Below are 23,749 nucleotides of genomic sequence, written 5' to 3'. Positions count from 1 at the left end.
GTATTTTGAAAGTTTATTAATTAAGTTTTAGCTTCATAGAAGCGAAATGTTACAACCTCATTGATTTTCAAACAAATCCAGAAACAAACATTTTTATTTTCTTCGGATAAAAAAACTACGAAAGTAATTTCTTCACGCTATCAAAAATAAAATAGACTTCACCAGCAATTTGTTGATTCGTTTTTAAATATATTTCTTCTTGTTGTGCAGTTCCATCAGATACTTTAGGATCTACAAAAGGCAAATGAAAACGATGCTTTGTATTGGGAATAAATGGACAATTTTCATCAGCATTATTGCAAGTTGTAATTGCCACATAAGGGGTAAGATTTGCAACATCATCATATAATTTAGAAAACCCTAAGATGCTATTTTTTGTAGCATCAAAAGAAATACGATATGCTGGGTTTTGATGCGAAAAATTTTCCAACTGAAAATCGAAACCCACTTTCTGCAACGTTTTTACAGTGTTTCTATGAAAGGCAGTAACTTCTGTTCCTCCAGAAAAAGCGTTGATGTTCAATTTAAAATAATTGGCTGCAAAAAAACTCCAAACTTGTCCTAATTGACTTCTTCTTGAATTATGCGTACAAATAAAGTTGAGGTTTACAACTTCTTTTTTGGAGTATTCTAAAGCAATAGTTTCTGCAATTTTTAACAGTACTTTTTTTCTTTCTTCTAAAAGCACCATTTTCTTTGATGAATTTAAAAAGAAATTTTTTGCAGAAACGTTAGAAGTCCTCAAAATCATTAATTATTTTTACCACAAAAATAAGATAATAAAGAGTTCTTATTAATTAAGAGAAAGTTAAGAATGCGTTTAGAAATTGGTAACAAAGTAGCAGTTTTAGATGATGTTTTAAAAGGCATTGTAACAGCTGTAAATGGCAAGGAAGTTTCTGTGGAAACTGAAGATGGAATGATTTTTAAATTTGATGCGTCAGAATTGGTAAAGATTGGCAAAGACCAACATCAATTATCTAAATACTCTGATATTAATAACCCTTTGTTACAAGAAAAAAAGGCATCACAAAAAACAAAGAAAAGTTTTTTTACGAAAGCCAAAAACGAAGTTGTATTAGAAGTTGATTTGCATATAAATCAATTAGTAAAATCTACCAGAGGTTTAGATAATTACGATATGTTAAACCTACAATTAGAAACTGCAAAAAGAAAAATTGAGTTTGTAATTAGCAAACGAATCTCTAAAATTGTCTTTATTCATGGAGTAGGAGAGGGCGTTTTAAAAGCTGAATTAAACAGTTTATTAAATAAATATCCTGTTAGATATTATGATGCCTCCTATAAAAAATACGGTTTAGGAGCCACAGAAGTGTATGTTTTTCAAAATGCTGAGGAGTAAGGTTTGGAGTTTGAAGTTGGAAGCTTGAAGATGGAAGCTTGAAGATGGAAGTTTGAAGTTGAGAGTTTGGAGAAGAACTTGAGTTGTTTTAGAGTTCTTAAAATTTATTTATGAGAAATCATCTGTGAAAATCTGTGAAATCCGTGTCAAACTTTTTCCATAAAAATTGAATCAAAAAAATCATCAATAAAACGTATTTTTGCAACATGAAAGCTATTTATTTAGACAATGCTGCCACCACACAAATAGATGAAGAAGTTGTAAGTTTGATGCTTACTTCTATGCAAGAAAATTATGGGAATCCATCTTCTACACATCAATTTGGTAGAAAAGCAAAAACTGCTGTAGAAACTGCCAGAAAAAATATAGCCAAACATTTTAACGTTTCTGCATCCGAAATTGTATTTACTGCTGGTGGCACAGAAGCCGATAATTTAATTTTAAATAATGCCGTTTTAAATTTAGGCGTAAAGAGAATTATTACATCTAAAATAGAGCATCATGCAGTGTTACATACTTGTGAATTTTTACAAAAATCACAAAATATTTCGTTAGATTTTGTAAAAGTTGATGAATTTGGCAATGTAAATCTAGATCATTTGGAGGAGTTGCTTTCAGCTTCTGATGATAAAACATTGGTTAGTTTAATGCACATCAACAACGAAATTGGAAACATTTTAAATGTTGATGCAATAAGTGCACTTTGCAAAAAATACGATGCTTTATTTCATTCAGATACTGTCCAAGCAATTGGTCATTTTAAAATCGATTTAAAAGAAACTCCGATTGATTTTATAGTGGCAAGTGCGCATAAATTTCATGGACCCAAAGGTGTTGGTTTTGCGTATTTTAAAAAAGGTTTCGGAATTTTACCTATGTTTTTTGGTGGAGATCAAGAAAGAGGAGCAAGGTCTAGTACAGAAAATGTTCACAGTATATTAGGCATGGAAAAAGCACTTTCAATTGCCATGAATCAATTAGAAAAAGACCGAAATTATTTAGAAAGTTTAAAGCTATATTTTATTGCTGAATTAAAAAGTATCTCAGATAAAATTGAATTTAATGGCCTTTCATCAAACTTAGATAAAAGCAGCTATACAATTTTAAATGTACGTTTTCCAGTGATGAATGCCATGTTATTATTTAGTTTGGATATGGCAGGCATTGCTGTTTCAGGAGGTTCTGCATGCCAAAGTGGAAGCAACAAAGGTTCTCATGTATTGGCAGAAATTTTAAATGATACTAATGCTGATAAAACATCAGTACGTTTTTCATTCTCGAAATTTACCACGAAAAAAGAGATTGATATAACAATTGCTAAACTTATAGAGTTGTTATAAATAGTGTTTTCCACTCAATTTGTCATGTTGTAAGCACCTCAAGCAAAGAAAAGCATTATGTGAGATTTCTACGAAATGACAAAACTGGGTGGACAAGATTGGATATTTTTTTACAAAAAAAGAGCTACCATAAAGTAGCTCTTTTAAGAATTTTATAAAGAATTTAATTAAAAACCAGTTCCTGGGTCAGAAGGAGCAGAAGTGGCTTGTGCTTTCTGTGGATTTAAAATCATGTAAGTACCTAATGCAGTTAGTGCTGCATATTTACCATAATTTCCTATTTTTTTAATTGCGTCTTTACGCGTAATTTCTTCATTTTTATGCTGAGTATTTTCTATATTTTTTTTCATGATGTGTCTAAATTTTAAGTGAGAAGATTATTCTAAAACTATTTTCTTATTTAATGTACCAGCTTCATTTGCTAACTGAACAATATAAACACCAGTTGAAAGTTGAGAGACATTAATTTCAGAAACACCATTAGAATTAAATGTTGAATTCAATACTTGTTTTCCTAAAACATTAAACATTTTAATTGTAGATTTTCCTTGAGATAAACCAACAATTCTTAACGTAGCTTTATCAGCACTATAAATACTCACATTTTCTAAAACAACAGTTTCAGTACTTAAAGCCGCTGATTTTGTATGTAAATAAAAACGCCCAATATCATTAGTCTTTTCATTTAAAGTAACTTTATAAGTAGAATTTAATTCATCTAAACGTGTAAATGTGTTTGTAGTTCTATCTTCTAAAAATACTTTTATTCCAGATGGTAAGTTTGCCACATTTGCAGAAAAAGTAATTTCTTTATTTGCATCTGCAATAATACCAACAGGAATTACCATAGATTCTAAATCTGTGTTAGGTAAGGATTGGATTGCATATTTTACACCATTATCATTTGAAACTAATTGAGAGAAGATTCCAAGACTATTTGGAACTCCATCAAACATTTTACCATCAAAACCATTGTCAAAACCAGTTGTTGTTCCATCAATATAGAATAATTCAGCTTTTCTGTTTTTTGTTCCATCAGTAATATTAACAGTAATTTCAGGTCTTGTATTTACAGTTTTCTGAAAAGTATCTGAAGTTACATGACTTTGATTACCTTTTGTAAAAGTTACAGTTCCAGTAGTTTTTGCTTCAGCAAAAAAAGCTTGACCTGGAGCAATTTGAAAATTAGGACTTGTTCCTGTTGTTCTTGTGTCATAAGAAGATCCATTCCAAATCCAAAAAGTAGCTTCTAAATTGGTAGATTCTGCATTTAAAAAAGTTGTGCTATTTATAAAAGCTAAATAAGGATTCCCTAATAAATTATAATTAGTACCCATTGCTCCACCTTGTGCTAGTGTAAAAGGAACTCCTGTATTACTAGTTCTTACAGTTCCTGTAAAAGAAACAGTTTTTGCTGTATTTAACTTCACAGTATAACCTCTAGCAGGCATAAAAGTATCAGCAGTGTCATCACCATCTAAACCATCTACTTGTCCTTCTGTATAATATGCGTATCTATTATTAACATCTGCTTGTGAATTATCATAAGATGCAATCGCCACATTTTGTGCATTACCAGTTCCAGAACCTAATTCTGGGGATTCGTTTGTGTAAAAATCAACAATACTTTGGTCAGCTAAAGGAGATGAAAGAAAATACCAGTTTGTAGTTGCAAGATTTCTGTTATAAGTAACATTTCCTGTAGAACCTCCACCAACAATTAAAGACGATCCTGAATTTGCAGTTAAAGTACCATTATTATCTAAATCTCCAGAAATTGTTAAGCCAATTCCACTATTTATGGTTACAGAACTACCTGTTTCAATACTTAAATAAGGTACAGTTGCAGTTGAACTAATTGTAACAGAAGAAGTGTTGTTTATAGAATACAAACTTTGGAATTGTAACGAATTAAAAAAGAAATTTCTAGCTCCACCACCATCATCGTTACTACCAGCACTAACATTGTATAATCTTATATTAGTAATTGTACCAGGTGTAATTGAAGCTACAGTTCCTGATTGACTTTCAGTTCTTCCCCCAGTTCTTGAAGCTGTCCAACTAACATTAGTTGCATTTTGAGTAAAAGTAAATGTAATAACTGTATTTGCATCATACTCATTACTAAATAACCCTGAAGTACCAGTCAAATTATATTCATCATTACTAACATTAAAATTTATAACAGTTCCATTTGATGAATTTCGAAGATCAAAACCTTTATTACCATCTCTAAAGTTAATACCTACAGCAACTTGAAATGAATCTCCTTCTTGTAATGTTTTTGGAAAAATAGTAGTTGCACCAGATGAAGCGCCATTTCCACTATTAGCAAAAAGTCCAAATGAATTACCACTCACATCTAATTCTGTAGAAAAAGAGCCAGTAAATCTGCCTGCAAAACCACCACTTGGAGTTCCTGTATCAAAAGTCCAATCACTAAAACCAGTTCCAGCTGATGTTTCATTCCATGTTCCACCATAATTGTTTGAATTATCTGAACCTAATGTATAGACATCAGTTCCTAATTGAGCAAAAGACCCAAGTGATGCAAAAACCATTAGCATCAATAATAAATAATTTTTTTTCATGTTTTTTGTTTTTAAGATTAGTTAATAATTAATTTTTTGGTACTCATTTTGTTGTTATTTTCTTGTATTCTTACAAAATAAATTCCAGTATTTAAATCGGTTACAGAAAATGTATTATTTTTTATAACGCTTTTCGTAAATTGTTTTACTTGTTTTCCTGAAATATCAAAAATTCTCACATCTAAAGCTTCTTTTGATAAATAAAATGCAGTTGATGTTGGGTTTGGATATAGTTGTAAAATATTGTTTTCTAAAGTAACATCATCATTAGATAATGTTGCTGCTTTGTTTCCGAATATTTTAAATTCGCCAGGTTGTAAAGTTATCGTACTTGCAGAATAAGTGGTATTGTTCGAAGCATCCATTAAATCTACCCAAGCACCACTTAATGGGAAATTGGTATTTACAGTTTGTGGAACTACATCAAAATTAGCTAAAACAATTACATTTCTCAATTCAGATTCTGGAATTGCCGTATTAAAAATATCAATTCTTGGAGTCAATGAGCCAGAGCTTATGGCATAATCTCCTTCAAAAACTGGTTCATTTATTTTTAGCGCATTAATTCTTGCCCAATCATCATAAATATTTTTTCTAATTGCGGTAGACAACCAGTTGTTTGTCCATTGAGGTTGAGGTTTCGTAGATAATTTACAACCATCGCCACCGAAAGTTCCATCGTCACAAGTAAAAATTGAATTTTCCATTCCTAAATCTCCAAAATGCCAAATCATTTTTGGACCAGGAATTGTTAAAGTAACTGCACCTAAAGCAGACATTCTAAATAATGCTGTGTTTAAATCTTTAACATTGTGAGAAGGAGTAGAGCTATTTCCGAACTCTAAATTTTTATACATTAATCGCTCTTCATCATGGCTTTCTGCATAGCCCATTAATCTTGGTTTTGCAAAACCTCTAGCTTTATGTCCCATTCTATTGAAATTCTTGTTTCCAGAATTCCCCATAGTAAGTTCATTGTATTGATCTGTCATTTTACCCCACATCATAATTCCCTTGCCTTCATTTTCTCTGTGGTTTGCCCATTGTTGCTCTTCATTATCACCCCCTAAATGTTCAAAAATTACATAATGGTTTTCATCTAAAGACCAAGAATAATCTGCATAAGCTTTTAAAACATCAACTCTATCTTGTTGGTAACTATTTGTACAACCTTCATCTGAACCAGAACAGTTTTGTGTGAATCCTTTGGTTAAATCCCATCTAAAACCATCAATTTTAAAATCTTCTACCCAATGCTTGATAACTCTTCTTGTATATTCTTGTGTTAAGGCACTTTGATGATTGAAATCTTCACCAACGCTGTAAGAGTGTCTTGCATCTTGGTTAAAATAAGGGCTATCTGAACTTATAATTTTTGCTGAAGAGTTGTTATTGTCTCCTCCCCAACCATTATTATCAGGATCGTTCATCCACATTCTAACTAAAGGATTTCTTCCAAAAGCATGGTTTAAAACCACATCTAAAATTACGGCAATTCCATTTTGATGACATACATCGATAAATTCTTTTAATTTGTCTTCAGTTCCGTAAAACTTATCTAAAGCCATGTGAAAAGAAGTATTGTAACCCCAACTTTCATTGCCTTCAAATTCCATGACTGGCATTAAATGAATCGCATTGATGTTTAAGTTTTTAAAATAATCGATTTTATCAATTAAATCTTGATAATTTCTATCGGCATCAAAGTCTCTCACTAAAACTTCATAAACTACTAAATCTTCTTTTTTTGGTTTTTCGAAGTTTGTTACTTGCCAATTGTAAGGAGTTTGTCCTGTTTGTAAAACAGTAACTTCTCTTTCTTGTCCTGTTGGATATTCTGGCATATTTGGATAGGTAGTTTCAGGAATCCAAGGATCATCAAAAGGTGATAAAACCAACGTAGAAAATGGATCTGCAGTTTTTACCAAACTTGGAGAGTTCGCTACTGGAGATTGATCAAAAACCCAATATTGATACGTTTCTATTTTTTGTGCTGTTAAACCAGAAATTTCAATCCAAAATTTTCCAGAAGCTGGATCTTTTTTCATGATATAAGCATCAGTAGGTGTGTAGTTGTTAAAACTACCAGCTACTTGTACAAAATCTTTACCAGGTGCATTTAAAACCAAAACAGCTTTTGTAGCATCTGATACATAATTAATTCCATCGACCATTCCTGCTGGTAAAGCTTCGTTTACCACTGTTGGAACAACTGTTACGTTAAATTTATATTCGCCAGTTTCTGTAGAGTTTGGAGGAGTACCTACAACTCTAACTTCACCACTTTCTGTAATGTTTGTAATTGTGGCATTACAGTTTGGAAAGCCACAACTTCCTGTAGTCACAGAAACATCATTATAAAAAACTTCGATACTACCTTGAACAGTTGTTGAGCCTTGAAAATCTATTTGTGCAGTAATACTTAAATTGTCTCCAGAATTAAGAACGACTAAATCTTTACTAGGGTTAGAAACACGAACTTGAACAACACCTACTGGAAAAATAAAGTCTGCACAAGCAGCTCCTTCATTCTTTTTTAGTTCTTGAGTTCCATCTGTATTTCTAAAAACCATTCCTAACTTGGCAACATTATCAATTTGATTTTGTGTTAAGTCGAAATAAGTTTGAGGTGTAATTGTAATACTATAAGTTCCATCGTTATTAGATGTCATTTCTCCAATTCCATCGTCCATACCCCAATTACCAACAACATCAAAGCCAAAGGCATTTGTTTTATCGCCAATACCTGCATGCATATATACTTTAGATGGGTTGCTAATTCCGTTACAACTATTTGTTGAATTTATATCTACAGTAATTGTAACAGGTTTGTCAACCTCAATTGCATCAACGCTTAAAGTAACTTGAGCATTAGAAATAAGCGCAAGTAATGACAATGTAAAAAAAAGTAATTTTTTTTTCATGAGATTATTTTTAAAGAAAAGCTGTACGTTTTAACGTACAGCCTTCAATGAAACTTAATTTAAAGTAATTGTTTTGTTTGCAGTATCTACAGTAAGTGTGTACGTTCCTGGAGTACCCACAAATTTTAAGTTTGAATCGCCATCTGCTGCATTTTCAAAGTTAGCATCAATTGTATATCCTTCTCCCTCATAATAAGGAAAGTTATAGCTTGGAGAACCCCACTCTAATGTTCTATCTAAAAAGAATCTAAATGCATCGTTTGCAAACGTTACTTCACCAGAATAAATTCCAGCACCTGTACAAGGTAAAGCTACAGGAGAAGCCCAACCCCAGCCAGCATCAGGAACACCTGCACCAACTAACCATAACTGGTCTAAATCACATTGAGATTGCTCTGGACCTAAAGTGATTGTTTTGTTTACATCATCAATTTGTAAAAAGTAAACACCTGGCGTTCCAATAAATCTAAAGTTTGAATCACCATCACCTGCATTTTCAAAGTTAGCATCTATTGTATACCCTGCATCAGCATAAAAAGGATAATTAAAGTTTGTAGAACCCCATTGAGTTGCAGTATCTGTAAAGAATCTAAAAGCATCGTTTTTTAAGTCGATGTTCCCTTCGTAAACTCCAGTACCTGTACAAGCAATTTGAACTGGATTGTCCCAATTCCAACCATTTGCACCAGCACCAACTACCCAAAGTTGATCGTAATTACAATTTGGACCTACAACTGGTGGGCCTAAAGTAATTGTTTTGCTGTCTGTATCTATTTCTATAAAATACTCACCAGCTGTTCCTGTAAATAAGAAGTTATTATCACCATCCATAGCATCTTCAAAGTTGCTATCAATTGTATAATTTCTATCAGTAAAATAAGGGAAGTTAAAGCTTGGTGAACCCCATGTTAAAGATGCGTCTGTAAAAAACCTAAAGTTACCACCATTATCTGGAGATAAGTTAATATTTCCAGACCATTTTTTACCTTGTAATACTAATTCTACTGGAGAATCCCATCCCCAACCAGCATCAACAGCACCAGCACCAACTACATATAAAATAGGAGCTAATGCAACATCATAAGGAGTTATTGAAAGTGTAATTGCTGCAGAACTTCTAAATAAGTCTCCAGCTGCTGTTCTTGCAATTGCTTTAATCCTAAAATCAAAATCTTTAGCATTTCCAGCTTCACCATTATTATCAAGTACGTACGTATTTAAATTTCCATGATTAATGTCTAATGTATTTTCTTCTGTTTCTCCTAAAGAAAAAACATTTGCAAAATCTGTTCCAGCTTCTGCAACTTCTAACTGATAAGTAACATCTACAGTTGAAGTAGTTGTAATTTCTGGATCTTCCCAAGTAACTGTCATTGCAACAGCATCAGGATCTACATCAGAAAGTGTAAAAGAATCTCCAGAATTTGGAGCAGTAATAGTAGGTAATTGTACCGCAAATTTAGAAACTTGAAATAAAACTACGTTAGAAATAGCTGCGCCTGTATTTACTCTCATATATACAGCTGTAGCAGAAAACGATTGCACACCAGCATTGTCTAAAACAGTATTAAATTCAGATACAGTCATAGAAAAGTTATTCTTGTCTGTACTACCTAATGCAATAGGGTTTGTAAATTCTGCATCTGTAGACATTTCTACAGTATATGTTGCAGGTGCATTTACCTCATCTATCCAATTAATTGTGAATGCAGGATTGTCTGGCAATTCAAAATTTAAGAAAATGTTGCTAATACCTGGTGTGTTTAAAACAAATTCAGGATCTGGACTTGTAATTGTTAAGCTTTCTTCTACATCACAAGCACCTAATAAAAGTGTTAAGGATAAGAATAAATAGCTTAATTTTTTTATATAATTTTTCATTTTTTATATTTTAAAATTAAGTTGATATTATAAGTTTATTGGAATTAAAATATAACGACCTGTTAAATCATTAAACCAAACATCGTAATCATCTTCTACAATTACAGGAATTGCCTCTCCACCAGCAGTTGCAACACCAGAAAAAGAAGAAGCACTTCCCCAACTTGTGCCAGCACCTGTTGTAAATTTAACATCTCCAGGAGTTAATCTTACACTTTTAGCATACCATAAATGACCGTCAAAACTTAATTGATTCATGGTTACATCTGCAGTGCTTGATCCTTGAATAGTTAAAGAACTTGGGCTTGTTGCGCCTGTAGCATCAAAAGGTACTAATGTGTACTTTCTTGTTGCAAAATTTATTGTAAATGTATAATATCCAGTAGAGGTTACTCCAAATCTTCCTGGATCTCCAGATTGTGTTCCTGGGTTACCAGCGATATCTCCACTTTCACTTGGGTCATCACTACCTTCATTTCTAGAATCGCCCCATTGTGGTTGCCACATTCCTGTAGATTCTAAAATTTTAAACCTACCTTCATTGTAATCTCCACTTCCATTTTGGATTAATCCTGTATAATGATACAGGTTACTATCTGAACCATCTCTAAATAAAGGTGGGTTTTGATTAGCACTATCATTATCCCAACCTGGAGCTACTCCATTACCTACTAAAAAGTAATCATCAAAAGTGTAGTTGAAATAAGGATATACACGAAATTGAATGCTATTTGAAGCAGAAGTTACGCCATTTTGTGTACCTAAAGATGACACGATTCTTGCGTATAAAGTTCCCCATTCAAAAGGATTTAAGCCTGCATTACCAGCTGCAGCATTTACTTCGTTTACAGATAATGTAATTGTAGTTCTACCAGTTGTGGTTGCTGCTACAACAGGTGCAGTAAATTCTGCATCATTTGAAAATTGAATTGCATAATTAGTAGAGGTTTGTAACCCATAATTAGCTTCAGCCCAGTTTAATGTAATTGCAGGATTGTTTGTATTTACTGCATCTAGTTCAATATCAGTAAAACCAAGTTCTGCTAAATTTGGAGCAGTAGGTGCTGATGTTGTAAATAATTCAGAATTATCATCACAAGAATTTAATAAAAGTATAAATATCCCTATGAATGCAACTGCTGAAAATCTTTTAATATTTTTCATCATTTGTAATTTATTTTTAAAATTAGTAACCATCATTTTGAATTAAACTTGGGTTTGATGCTAAACTAGCAGCAGGAATTGGGTAAAGTTTTAAGTGAGCAGGCAATGCAATACCATTGGTACCATTTCCTTTCCAAGCCCAGTTATAAGAACCTCCTGTAAATCTTCCAAAACGAATTAAATCTTGTCTTCTATGAGCTTCCCAATGTAATTCTCTTGCTCTTTCATCAATAATAAAATCTAAATCGATGTCTGCAATTGTTAAATTATTTTGTGGATTATTTGCTCTTGTTCTTAAAGCATTAATGTATTGCGTAAGGTCTGCAGGATTTGCACCAGCACCACCTCTTAAGTGCGCTTCTGCATACATTAAGTATACATCTGCTAATCTAAATAATGGAAAATCTGTATCTACCAAAGTTTGATCTACTCCAAAACCACCTGTTGAAGTTGCATTAGAATATTTTTCTAAAATAAAACCTTGATCTTGGTTAGAAATATCTCTAATTTCTATATCTCTACCAGCAGAAATAATAGTATTTCTAGTATCGTTATTGTAGATGCTGGCATCAAAAAGTTGTACAAATTCTTTTCTTAAACGCAAAGCGCCTCCCCAACCACCAGCAGAAACTCCTAAAGGAGCACCATTGGATTCTATACTACCTACAGAACCGTTAATCATAACAGTTGTTGGTCCAAAGTTTTTTGTTATCAATCCATCTGAAATTAATGGAAAAATAATTTCGTTAACTGCTGAATTTGTATTGTTATCTGCCATAAAATTATGAAGATAATTATTGGCTAAAGAATACCCACCTGCTATAATCTTCTTACAATTGTCTAATGCTTCCGTATATTTTGGTTGACCAATGTACACTTCTGCATTTAAATAGATTTTAGCTAAAATCATCCAAGCAACCCCTTTGCTAGCTCTACCATGTTCAACATTCATTGGGTCTGATAAATTTGGTTCGATTGCAGTTAATTCAGCTTCAATAAAATCAAATAATTGTTGTCTGTTATAAGCTACAGGTCTTGTATTAATAGCATCTTCTTCTGTTGAAAAATTTGCTTGACCAAATAAATCCATCATATAATAATAAGACATTGCTCTTAACAAACGTGCTTCTGCTCTAAACTTTACGATTTCAGTTCTTGTAGCATCAGATACATTTCGTTCAGTTAATTTTTCGTCAGTAGTTTCTCTCAAAAAATTGTTAGCAAAAGCAATGGTTACATGCGTTCTACCAAACATTCCATAAATGATAGGATCATCTGCATTCCAAATATTACGTTGAATTTCACGAGTTCCTGGATCATTTTCATAAGACCAAATCATTTGATCTGCAGATAAGGTTTGTAAGTATAATAATACTCTACCAAACTGACTTGTTCCTGCATCTAAACCATCAATGTTTGATGAACCTTCTCCATCTACACCTGTTAAAGATAAATTAGCATAAACACCCGCTAATAATTCTTTATAGGCAGTTTCTTTTGCAAAAAAATCTTCTCCTAATAAATCTTGATCATCTTGTGGTGTAATGTCTAAATCTTTTGTACAAGATGATAGCGAAACAACCATAATCAAAAATAGGATTGCTATTTTTTCTATTTTAAATATTTTTCTCATTATTAATTATTTATTAAAATTTAATGTTAGCACCAACCAAAATAGTTCTTGGTCTTGGGTATATATTATTATCAATACCATTAAAAACTTCTGGATCTAAACCAGAATAGTCAGAAAGTATAAAAACATTTTGCATACCAGCCCATAAACGGATGCTGTTTGATGCAAATTTTTTGATAGGTCTATCAAAAGTGTATCCTAAAGTTATGTTGTCCATTCTTAAAAAAGATGCGTTTTCTAAATAAATATCAGAAAGTATAACATCTGAAGTACTATTGAAATTAGTTTCTAAAACTGATGTTGGTATATTTCCTAAAACAGCATTGTCTTGAATAAGATCATATTGTGCTAAACTAGAATTTACATTATTGTAAACATAGTTACCAACACTAGCTCTTAAGTTAAAAGCTAAATCAAAATTTTTGTAATTAAAATTTGATTGAAAACCAAACGTTACATTTCCTTGAGGATCTTCTTTTAGGTACCTATCTTGTTGATTTAAGATTCCATCTCCATTCAAATCTGCGTAACCACCTTCTATTGGGTCTCCATTTGTATCATACAATTGTTTGTACAAGAAAAAAGCGTTAGGTGCAAAACCTTCGCTAAATAACTGAACAAAATTACCTGTACCACCTGCAATTCCTCCAGTTGTAATATCTTGATCTAAAGCTAATTCTTTAATTTCTCTATCTAAATAGGTAGCATTCAAATTAAAATTCCAGTTAAAATCTTCAGTTTTAATCACATCTGCATTTATAGAAAATTCAACACCATTTACTTGTAAGTCTCCAATATTTTGTAAAACTCTGTTTGTAAAGTTAGAGCCATCTGCAACTGGAGCATCTGATATTAAGTTTGTCGAATTTTTTTGAAAAGCATTCAAAGATCCAGTTAATTTGTTGTTAAATAATCCATAATCAATACCAAACTCTATAGTTGCAACATCTTCCCATCTTAAATTACTTCTTTCAGAAGGTATTGTAGATTGAATTGGCACACCACCAAAAATATAATTAGAACCTTGGTTTCCAAAACGATATCTATCTAAATACAAATCTCCTTGAATACCTTCTTGTTGTCCATTTATACCATAAGAAGCTCTTAATTTTAAGTCAGAAATAACTTCATTTTCTTTTAAGAAATCTTCGTCACTTATTCTCCATGCTAAAGATGCTCCACCAAAATTACCCCATCTACTGTCTGGACCAAATCTAGAAGTACCATCTCTTCTATAGTTTAAGGTTAAAAGATATTTTTCGTTATAGGTTAAATTTACTCTACCAATAAAACCAACTAAAACAACTGGAGTATTTACATAAGATGTAAAACCGGTATCATTTGGGTTTCTAAGATTACCTGTACTATTACCAGAACTTTCAAAAGATTGATAGTTATAACCAACCATTGCATCCGTTTTTAACTTTCCAAATGTTTTGTTATAAGTTAAATAAGCATCTAAATTTTCGTTATTATACTCGTTTAAAAAGCTACCTTCTCCACCTACAAATAAATCATTAAAATTAGCAGGGCTATTTAAAGGATTAAAAAAAGTACCTTCTTGAATAGATTTATCAAAACCTACAGAAACAGTTGCAGTTACCTCTGGTAAGAAGTGTAATTTATAATCTAGTTTTAAATTACCAAACTGTCTAAAAGTATTTTCGTTATTGTTACTTTGTAATAAAGATGCAACAGGATTTCTAGTTCCATTATCAACTAAAATACCATTAGGTGTTCTTGTTATATGTTGATAAAAACCTCCAAAAGGAGAGGTTGGATCATAAACAGGTTGCGTAGGATCGTAACGTAAAGCAGCATTTACTTGGCCAGCATCAGCAGATCTTGCGTTTATAAAAGCTCTGTTATAATTAAGGCCTACTTTTAAATGATTATCAAAAAAAGATGGATTCAAAGACAATGAAACATTGGCTCTATCAAATTGAGATGTTAAAATATTTCCTTCAATTTCTGAAAAATTTACAGAAAGTCTTGTTGGCATAAAACCAAAGATTTGTCCTCTTGCAGTTAAATTATGTTGCGTAGAAACCGATTTTTGTAAAATTTCATCTTGCCAATTTGTATTTGCAGTTCCAAGCATACCAACATCACCAGGTCTTTGAGCAGCCACTAAACTTCTAAAAGAATCTGCATCAAATACGCTAATTCTATCTTTTACTTCTCCAAAAGCTATCTGATAATCATAATCTAAAGTATATTCACTTCTACCTTTTTTTGTAGAAATGATGATAACTCCGTTCGCACCTCTAGAACCATAAATTGCAGTTGCAGAAGCATCTTTTAAAACTGAAAAAGATTCTATATCATTTGGGTTGATACTTGATAAGTTAACACCTGTTAATGGTAAACCATCAATAACAATTAAAGGATCGTTTGATGCGTTTAGTGAAGACCCTCCACGAATTCTAATTTGAGAACCAGCACCAGGTGCACCACTCGTTACAATATTTACACCAGCAACTCTACCACTTAATAAATTTTCTGGAGTAACAATGTTACCTTTAGTAAATTCTTTAGCAGTAATAGCTTCTACAGAACCAGTTGCATCTTTTACAGTTGTAGTTCCATAACCTACAACAACAATTTCATCTAGTTGTTCTAACGACTGTTCTAACTCTACAGTAATGTTAAAATTAGATGCAATTACAACTTCTTTGGTTGCATAACCAAGATATCTAAAAACAAGCACGTCTCCAGAGCTTACTCTTTCAATTGTAAAGTTTCCATCAAAATCTGTTTCGGCTCCTCTAACTGTCCCTTTGATTACTACACTTACGCCAGGTAAAAGTTCCCCAGATGATTTTTCTTTAACTAAACCTTTTACGGTTTGTTGAGCAAACATCGTAAAGGAAGAAGTTAAAAGAATTCCAATTAATAATAATTTAAATTTTTTCATGTATAATTTGTTAAATAATAACTGTAAATTTGGTTTAGGTTAACAATAAATTGACATTCCACATATGTAAAAATAGAACATATATAGGATAATATACAATAGAAAATCTACGAAATCGGTTTCGTGTTAATAACTTTTTCTGTATAAAATTCATTAAATTAGCTGTAAATTGAATCATAATTTTCTTTTCGATAAAAAATGAAGCAAAAAATTACCATAAAAACAATTGCCAAAGAATTAGGGGTTTCTACATCTACAGTTTCTAAGGCTTTGAGAGATAGTCATGAAATAAGTTCAGAAACGAAAGATAAAATTCAAGCGTATGCCAATCTTTTTAATTACAAACCCAATCATTTAGCCCTACAATTACGCAATCAAAAAACGAAAGTTATAGGGGTGATTTTACCTAAAATTGTACACCATTTTTTCTCTACAGTAATTATGGGAATTGAAGAAGGTGCCAATAAAAAAGGCTATAATATTATGGTTTGTTTCTCTAATGAATCTTACAAAAAAGAAGTAGAAACTTTAAAGGTATTATCGAATGGAAGTGTAGATGGTATTATTGTCTCTATAGCTAATGAAACCCTTAAGAATAAAGACTTTAAACATTTTGTAGATTTGGTTTCAGAAGAGATTCCTTTGGTGCTTTTTGATCGAGTTGTAGACGAAATTTTATGTGATAAAGTAGTCGTAGACGATGTTGGTGCTGGGTATAAAGCAACGAAATATTTGTTAGATAATGGTGTTAAAAAAATAGCTTTAATTACAACTCCTAACCATGTAAATGTAGGTGCATTAAGAAGACAAGGTTATGAGAAAGCTTTGATAGAAAATTACATTAAAACAGATGCCAGTTTAATAGTTGAAATTGATGAAAACAACGATATTAAAGAGCAAATTGAAAAAGTTTTTAATAAAGATATAGATGGGGTTTTTGCTGTAAACGAAATATATGCAGCAAACGCAATGAAAATAGCTAAAGAGAGGGGTTTGCATGTGCCAAATGAATTGTCTATTATTGGTTTTACAGACGGTTTAATCTCTGAATATTCATCACCAACAATCACAACAATGGCACAGCATGGTTTTACAATGGGTAAACAAGCCGTAGAACTTTTAATAGATAAAATCGAAAAAGAATCAGAGGTTTATAAGCCTAAAAAAATTGTGATTTCTAGTGATTTAAAGCTCAGAGAATCCACGAAAACGTCGTCGTAAATTTTTAGTTTTACGAAGATTTTACGAAACCGTCGTCGTAAAAATAGTTGCTGTTTTTTATCAATATCATAAAATAAACCTATATTTGTTTCCTTAATACGATTTATCAATAAATTACATTCCACAATTTATAATAGTTGATAAGTCTAAAACACTTATCGAAATATTAATTTTATAATAATATTCGATAATGGAAAAGCGTAAATTAAGCTTTTGGCAAATCTGGAACATGAGTTTTGGATTTCTAGGAATACAATTTGGATTCGCCCTTCAAGGTGGATTTATGTCAAGAATTTTTCAAACTTTAGGAGCAGGAAAGGAAGATATTCCTATGCTTTGGATTGCAGCTCCTTTAACTGGTTTACTTGTACAGCCCATAATCGGTTATATGAGTGACAGAACTTGGAGTGTAAAATGGGGTAGAAGAAGACCTTACTTTTTAGTAGGTGCTGTTTTTAGTTCGTTAGCCTTATTTTTTGTACCACATTCTCCTGCATTATGGGTTGCTGCTGGTTTTCTTTGGATTTTAGATGCGTCTATAAACGTTTCTATGGAGCCATTTAGAGCTTTAGTTGCAGATAAATTACCACAGTCTCAAAGATCTTATGGTTTTGTTGTGCAAACATTAATTATTGGTATTGGAACTTGGGTTGCAAGTAATTTACCATGGATGGTTTCTCAATTAGGAGTTAGTAATGAAGCTGCATCTGGTGTTGTACCAATGTCTGTAAAAGTTGCCTTTGGAATTGGAGCTTTTGTTTTTTTAGCGAGTATATTGTATACTGTTTTTACAACAGATGAATATCCTCCAGAAGATATGGAGGAGTTTGAACTTGAAAAGGCGAAGAAAAATAATTTTATTCCAGATATTTTAAACAATATTGGTAGTATGCCAACAACCATGAAAAAATTGGGTGTAATTCAATTTTTTTCTTGGTTTGCTTTTTTTACCATGTGGTCTTTAGCAAATCCTGCTTTAACAGAGCACGTTTTTGCAACTCCTGCACCAATTGAAACTGCTTATAATATGGCAGATGCTGTACAAGCAGAATCGTTTAGAGTTGCCAATACTAAATTCCAAGAATCCTCGAATTCAGTTGGTTCTGCAATGGGAATTTATGGTTTGTCATCTATGGCATTTGCATTGTTACTTACCTTATATACATCTAAGAGAAATATCAATAGAAAATATGTTCATATGTTTTCTTTAATTTTAGGTGGAATAGGTTTTTTAGCAATGAGTTACGCATCTCCTGAAAATTTAAAATACTGTTTTGTTTTAGTAGGTTTTGCATGGGGTAGTATTTTATCTATGCCTTATGCAATGTTATCTAGCTCTGTAGATCCAAAGAAAATGGGTGTAATTATGGGGATTTTTAACATGTTTATTGTAATTCCGCAAATTATTGCAGCTTTAGGTGGCATCAATTATGTATCAAGTTTATTAGGAGATGAAGCTATAAATGCTATGACAGTAGCAGGAATTAGTTTGGTAATTGCAGGTTTATGTAACTTGTTAATTACTAATAAGAACGCAATTAGTTATCAAGAAGAAGAGATTTAAGAGTATATGAAAAAAGGATTTATTTTTGATTTGGATGGTGTTATTGTAGACACAGCCAAATATCATTATTTAGCTTGGAAAAAGTTAGCAAACGAATTAGGTTTTGAGTTTACAAAAGAACAAAACGAATTATTTAAAGGGGTTAGCAGAAAGCGCTGTTTAGAAATTCTGTTGGAAATTGGTAACAGAACAGCAACACAACAAGAGTTCGATACTTGGATGGTTGAAAAAAATGTAGATTATTTAAAGTATATCGAAAATATGGATGCCTCAGAAATACTACCTGATGTTCCAAAAATTTTAAAATATTTAAAAGAGAATAACATTCCAATTGCTTTAGGATCTGCAAGTAAAAACGCGCAACCTATTTTAGAAAAAGTTGGTTTACTACATTATTTTGATGCTATTGTTGACGGAAATAACGTAACAAAAGCAAAACCAGATCCAGAAGTATTTTTATTGGCAGCCAAACATTTAGGTGTAAATGCTACTGATTGTATCGTATTTGAAGATGCAGTTGCAGGTGTTGAAGCTGCAAATGCTGCCAAAATGGTAAGTATTGGTATTGGAGAAAAAAATATTTTAAATGAAGCTGACTATATATTTAATGATTTTACAGAAATCAGTATCAGTTTTATTCAAGAGTTAATAGACAAATAGAAAGTTTGCTAAATCCTGCAAGGTTTCAAAAACCTTGTAGGTTTATTAAATTAAAAAACAACAAACCTACAAGGTATCAAAGACCTTGCAGGAAAAAACATACATTATGAATCAAGATTATATCATACCAAATGAATGGTCTATCCTAGAGGAAGGATTTGACCCGAAAATGGTGAAATCTTCAGAAAGTTTATTCAGTATTGGTAATGGAGCCATGGGCCAACGTGCTAATTTTGAAGAAAAATATTCAGGAGAAACTTTTCAAGGAAGTTACATTGCAGGTGTTTATTACCCTGATAAAACACGAGTTGGTTGGTGGAAAAACGGCTACCCAGAATACTTTGCAAAAGTTTTAAATGCACCAAGCTGGATTGGTATCAACGTTAAAATTAACGAAGAAGAATTAGATTTACATACTTGTAAATCTGTTTCAAAATTTAAAAGAGAACTCAACATGAAAGAAGGTTGGTTGGCAAGAAGTTTTGAAGCTGTGTTGCCAAACGACATCAAAATTAAAGTGGATACCAAACGTTTTTTAAGTTTAGAATTGGATGAAGTGGGTGCAATTGAATACAATGTAACTCCATTAAATTCAGACTGTAAAATTACATTCTTACCATATTTAGATGCAGGAATAACGAATGAAGATACCAATTGGGATGATCAATTTTGGGATGTTTTAGAAGTTACACAAAACAAGCAACAATCTTTTATACAAGCAAGAACCATGAAAACGCATTTTTATACGTGTACGTTTATGCAGTCTCGTTTGTTTGTAAACAAAGAAGAAATTGAATTTGATTGTGAAAATTCTAATGTAGATAAAACGACTATTTGTGCTTACAAACAAGAAATCAAAAAAAACGAAACCTACACAATTCATAAATTTGGTGGGTATGTGGTTGATAGAAATCACAAAAAGGATGCTTTAATTGAAGCTGCAAAAGATATTTTAGACAAAGCTGTAAGCTTTGGTTTTGAAGCTATGTTGGAGACACAAATAAATTCTTGGGCAGAAATCTGGAAAATGTCAGACATTACAATTGATGGTGATGTAAAAGCGCAACAAGGAATTCGTTTTAACATTTTTCAACTAAATCAAACCTATTTAGGAACTGATATTTCTTTAAATATTGGCCCAAAAGGTTTTACTGGCGAAAAATATGGAGGAAGTACATATTGGGATACTGAAGCGTATTGTATTCCTTTTTATATGGCAACCAAAGACCAAAAAGTTGCAAGAACTTTGTTGGAATACAGATACAATCATTTAGAAAAAGCGATTGAAAATGCAGCCAAACTCGGTTTTAAAAACGGAGCAGCATTATATCCAATGGTTACCATGAATGGTGAGGAATGCCATAATGAATGGGAAATCACTTTTGAAGAAATCCACAGAAATGGTGCCATTGCTTTTGCAATTTTTAACTATTTCAGATTTACAGACGATTATTCTTACATTCCAGAAAAAGGGTTGGAAGTTTTAATCGGAATTGCACGTTTTTGGCATCAAAGAGTAAATTTCTCTACCGATAAAAATAAATATGTAATGTTAGGAGTAACTGGTCCTAATGAATATGAAAATAACATCAACAATAACTGGTACACAAATTACATTGCAAAATGGTGTATTAATTATGCTTTAGAAAATATTGAAACTGTAAAAGTGGATCATATTTCTGATTATATCAGAATTAAAGAAAAAGTAAACTTTACAGATGATGAGTTAGCTTCTTGGAAAAAAGTTGCTGATAATATGTATTTTCCTTATTCAGAAAAGCACGATGTATTTTTACAACAAGATGGTTTCCTTGATAAGGAATTAATTACAGTTGCAGACTTAGATAAAAGCCAAAGACCTATCAACCAAAAATGGAGTTGGGATAGAATTTTACGTTCACCATACATAAAGCAAGCAGATACTTTGCAAGGTTTTTATATGTTCGAAAATGATTTTTCTACGGAAGAATTAGAACGTCATTTCGATTTTTATGAACCATTTACAGTGCATGAAAGTTCGCTTTCTCCTTGTGTACACAGTATTCAAGCAGCAAAGTTAAACAGAATGGATCAAGCTTATGAGTTCTATTTACGTACTTCACGTTTGGATTTAGATGATTACAATCACGAAGTTGAAGAAGGTCTACATATCACTTCTATGGCTGGAACTTGGATGAGTATTGTAGAAGGTTTTGGAGGTATGAGAGTGCAAAATAACACACTTTCTTTTTCGCCAAAAATACCAAATCAATGGGATTCTTATTCGTTTAAAGTCAATTTTAGAAACCAAGTAATTACTGTAAAAGTTTCTAAAAAAGGAACTCATTTTGAGTTGGAAGGCAAAAATGAAGTGAAAATTTTAGTAAATGGAGAAATGACTACAATTTCGCCAAATAACTTACAAACTGCTTAACAGCAATATAGTAACAAAACCTCAAAAGTTTTATGCTGAATTTTATTTAGTGATAATTCTTTTGAGGTTTCTATAAAATTTACATTTTGAAATATTTAAAGCAACTTTTCTTACTAACTTTCATCTTTATTTTTTCATGTAAAAATGAAGAGGTAAAATCACCTATTGCTGATGTTTCTATTTCAAATACTTCATTAGAACGAGTAGAACCTACAAATTGGTGGGTAAATTTTAAAGATACTTCACTACAATTATTAGTAAAAGAAGTCAATATTGGCAACTCAACACCATCAATTTCTTATGATGGAGTTTCCATCGAAAAAGTTCACAAAGCAAAAAGCGAAAATTATCTTTTTATCGATTTAAAGATTGATAAATCTACAAAACCTGGCAAATTCGACATCATTTTTACTTTTAATGATGACACTAAAAAAACACATACTTACGAACTTAAAGAAAGACAAAAACCTGCTGAAGATTACAAAGGTTTTGATAGTGCTGATGCAATTTATTTAATTACTCCAGATCGTTTTGCAAATGCAGATGAAACGAATGACATCAACCAAAATTTAAAAGAAACTACGATTGACAGAACAGATGGTTACAAACGTCATGGAGGAGATTTACAAGGAATTACAAACCACATAGATTACATTGCAGACTTAGGTTTTACAGCAGTTTGGCCAACTCCAGTTTTAATAAATGATATGCCAAAAGGTTCTTATCATGGCTATGCAATTACAGATTACTATCAAGTAGATCCACGTTTTGGAACGTTAGAAGATTATAAAAATTTAGCGGATAAATTACGCGAAAAAGACATGAAATTAATCATGGATCAAGTTGCAAATCATTGTGGTTTGGAACATTGGTGGATGAAAGATTTGCCTTTTGAAGATTGGGTAAACAATCAAAAAAATTACGAAGACAATATCGATTCATGGGGAAATGATAAAAATATCAATTCTAATCACAGAAGAACTACAAATCAAGATTCGTATACAGCTGAAATCGATAGAAAAGGAAATAACGAAGGTTGGTTTGTTTCTACAATGCCAGATTTAAATCAGCGAAATCCTTTTATGGCAAAGTACATCATTCAGAATTCTATTTGGTGGATTGAAACTTTAGGTTTAGGAGGAATTCGTCAAGATACCTATCCTTATCCAGACAAGGAATTTATGGCAAATTGGGCAGGTTCTATTATGAACGAATATCCTAATTTTTCTATTGTTGGTGAAGAATGGAGTTACAATCCGTTATTGGTTGGTTATTGGCAAAAAGGCGCAAAAAACAAAGACGGTTATGAAAGCAACTTAAAGTCTACCATGGATTTTCCAATGCAAAAAGCCATTGTAGAAGGCATTAAAGAAGAAGAAACTTGGGGAACAGGTTTGGTAAAAATGTATGAAGGTTTGGCAAATGATTTCCATTATACAACTCCAAAAGATTTGATGGTTTTTTTAGACAATCATGATGAATACAGAGTATTTACAGCTTTAAATGAAGATGCTACAAATGTAAAAATGGCTTTGAGTTACATGTTGATGTTGCCAAGAATTCCACAAATTTATTACGGAACAGAAATTTTAATGGACGATACTGCAAATCCAGGAGATCATGGATTAATTAGAACCGATTTTCCTGGTGGTTGGAATGGCGATAAAATTAACGCATTTACAGGTGAAGGTTTATCATCAGAAAAAAAAGAAATGCAGAATTTTACCAAAAAAGTGTTGAATTATCGTAAAAATAGCGATGCAATTCATAAAGGAAAAACAATTCATTTTGCACCTTTTATGGGTACTTATTTTTTATTTAGAACTCACAAAGATGAAACAGTTGTGCATATCATCAACAAAAATGATAAACCAATTACTATCGATTTAAAAAGATATAAAGAAGCAGGTTTAGATGGAAAAACCTTAAAAAATATTATTTCTGGTAATGAGTTTGTTTGGGGAAATGAAATTGAATTAACTGAAAAAGGAAGTATCATTTTAACAACAAAAAAGTAGTTTTTAAACGTAATAGACCTCACAGGTTTTTGAAACCTGTGAGGTTTGGAAAATCCTAAA

The 23,749-nt window shown here is 31.9% G+C and carries 15 protein-coding genes; 7 read left to right on the top strand and 8 right to left on the bottom strand.

The genetic code is table 11. The features are described from left to right. Positions 1 to 115: 115 nt before the first annotated feature. Positions 116 to 751, bottom strand: coding sequence for a hypothetical protein (locus P161_RS0117525; protein WP_231494765.1), 636 nt, complete (start codon positions 749 to 751; stop codon positions 116 to 118). Positions 752 to 814: 63 nt separating this feature from the next. Between P161_RS0117525 and P161_RS0117520 the strand changes: the two genes are divergently transcribed. Beyond that, entirely contained in the window at positions 815 to 1,363 is a 549-nt protein-coding gene (locus tag P161_RS0117520; protein WP_026778183.1) for a Smr/MutS family protein, read from the top strand. 206 nt (positions 1,364 to 1,569) lie between these two features. Further along, positions 1,570 to 2,703 (top strand): cysteine desulfurase family protein, encoded by a 1,134-nt coding sequence (locus P161_RS0117515; RefSeq protein WP_026778182.1) that lies wholly within the window; start codon positions 1,570 to 1,572, stop codon positions 2,701 to 2,703. Between the two features lie 167 nt (positions 2,704 to 2,870). On the opposite strand, the gene P161_RS0117510 is transcribed toward P161_RS0117515, so the two are convergent. From P161_RS0117510 to P161_RS0117480, 7 genes are read right to left on the bottom strand one after another with little or no spacing between them, the layout of a single operon-like run. Next, the gene (locus P161_RS0117510) at positions 2,871 to 3,053 is read right to left on the bottom strand and encodes a hypothetical protein (RefSeq protein WP_026778181.1); all 183 of its coding nucleotides are present in this window, start codon (positions 3,051 to 3,053) and stop codon (positions 2,871 to 2,873) included. Between the two features lie 27 nt (positions 3,054 to 3,080). Further along, positions 3,081 to 5,294 (bottom strand): T9SS type A sorting domain-containing protein, encoded by a 2,214-nt coding sequence (locus tag P161_RS0117505; RefSeq protein WP_026778180.1) that lies wholly within the window; start codon positions 5,292 to 5,294, stop codon positions 3,081 to 3,083. Between the two features lie 17 nt (positions 5,295 to 5,311). Continuing rightward, positions 5,312 to 8,218, bottom strand: coding sequence for an alpha-amylase family glycosyl hydrolase (locus tag P161_RS0117500; RefSeq protein ID WP_026778179.1), 2,907 nt, complete (start codon positions 8,216 to 8,218; stop codon positions 5,312 to 5,314). Positions 8,219 to 8,272: 54 nt separating this feature from the next. Beyond that, on the bottom strand, positions 8,273 to 10,099 hold the full coding sequence (locus tag P161_RS0117495; protein WP_026778178.1) for a SusE domain-containing protein: 1,827 nt from the start codon (positions 10,097 to 10,099) through the stop codon (positions 8,273 to 8,275). 27 nt (positions 10,100 to 10,126) lie between these two features. Beyond that, the gene (locus tag P161_RS0117490) at positions 10,127 to 11,266 is read right to left on the bottom strand and encodes a SusE domain-containing protein (RefSeq protein ID WP_231494764.1); all 1,140 of its coding nucleotides are present in this window, start codon (positions 11,264 to 11,266) and stop codon (positions 10,127 to 10,129) included. 19 nt (positions 11,267 to 11,285) lie between these two features. Then, a complete protein-coding gene (locus tag P161_RS0117485; RefSeq protein WP_026778176.1) occupies positions 11,286 to 12,896 on the bottom strand; it encodes a RagB/SusD family nutrient uptake outer membrane protein in 1,611 nt (536 codons plus the stop codon). A 13-nt stretch (positions 12,897 to 12,909) separates the two neighbouring features. Continuing rightward, complete coding sequence (locus P161_RS0117480) at positions 12,910 to 15,813, bottom strand: SusC/RagA family TonB-linked outer membrane protein (protein WP_026778175.1); 2,904 nt, start codon at positions 15,811 to 15,813, stop codon at positions 12,910 to 12,912. A gap of 198 nt (positions 15,814 to 16,011) precedes the next feature. On the opposite strand from P161_RS0117480, the gene P161_RS0117475 reads away from it, so the two are divergent. From P161_RS0117475 to P161_RS0117455, 5 genes are all read left to right on the top strand, one after another. Further along, positions 16,012 to 17,034 (top strand): LacI family DNA-binding transcriptional regulator, encoded by a 1,023-nt coding sequence (locus tag P161_RS0117475; RefSeq protein ID WP_026778174.1) that lies wholly within the window; start codon positions 16,012 to 16,014, stop codon positions 17,032 to 17,034. 190 nt (positions 17,035 to 17,224) lie between these two features. Continuing rightward, positions 17,225 to 18,598 carry an MFS transporter gene (locus P161_RS0117470; RefSeq protein ID WP_026778173.1) on the top strand — a complete coding sequence of 458 codons (1,374 nt, stop codon included), beginning with the start codon at positions 17,225 to 17,227 and terminating at the stop codon, positions 18,596 to 18,598. Positions 18,599 to 18,604: 6 nt separating this feature from the next. Then, on the top strand, positions 18,605 to 19,258 hold the full coding sequence (pgmB, locus tag P161_RS0117465) for a beta-phosphoglucomutase (protein WP_026778172.1): 654 nt from the start codon (positions 18,605 to 18,607) through the stop codon (positions 19,256 to 19,258). 106 nt (positions 19,259 to 19,364) lie between these two features. After that, the gene (locus P161_RS0117460) at positions 19,365 to 21,671 is read left to right on the top strand and encodes a glycoside hydrolase family 65 protein (protein WP_026778171.1); all 2,307 of its coding nucleotides are present in this window, start codon (positions 19,365 to 19,367) and stop codon (positions 21,669 to 21,671) included. A gap of 86 nt (positions 21,672 to 21,757) precedes the next feature. Then, positions 21,758 to 23,689, top strand: coding sequence for a glycoside hydrolase family 13 protein (locus tag P161_RS0117455; protein ID WP_026778170.1), 1,932 nt, complete (start codon positions 21,758 to 21,760; stop codon positions 23,687 to 23,689). Positions 23,690 to 23,749 lie beyond the last annotated feature (60 nt).

This window comes from Polaribacter sp. Hel_I_88, from assembly GCF_000687935.1.
Lineage (GTDB): Bacteria > Bacteroidota > Bacteroidia > Flavobacteriales > Flavobacteriaceae > Polaribacter.
Note: the sequence above shows the minus strand (reverse complement) of the source record. Positions and strands in the feature narration are given on the sequence as shown.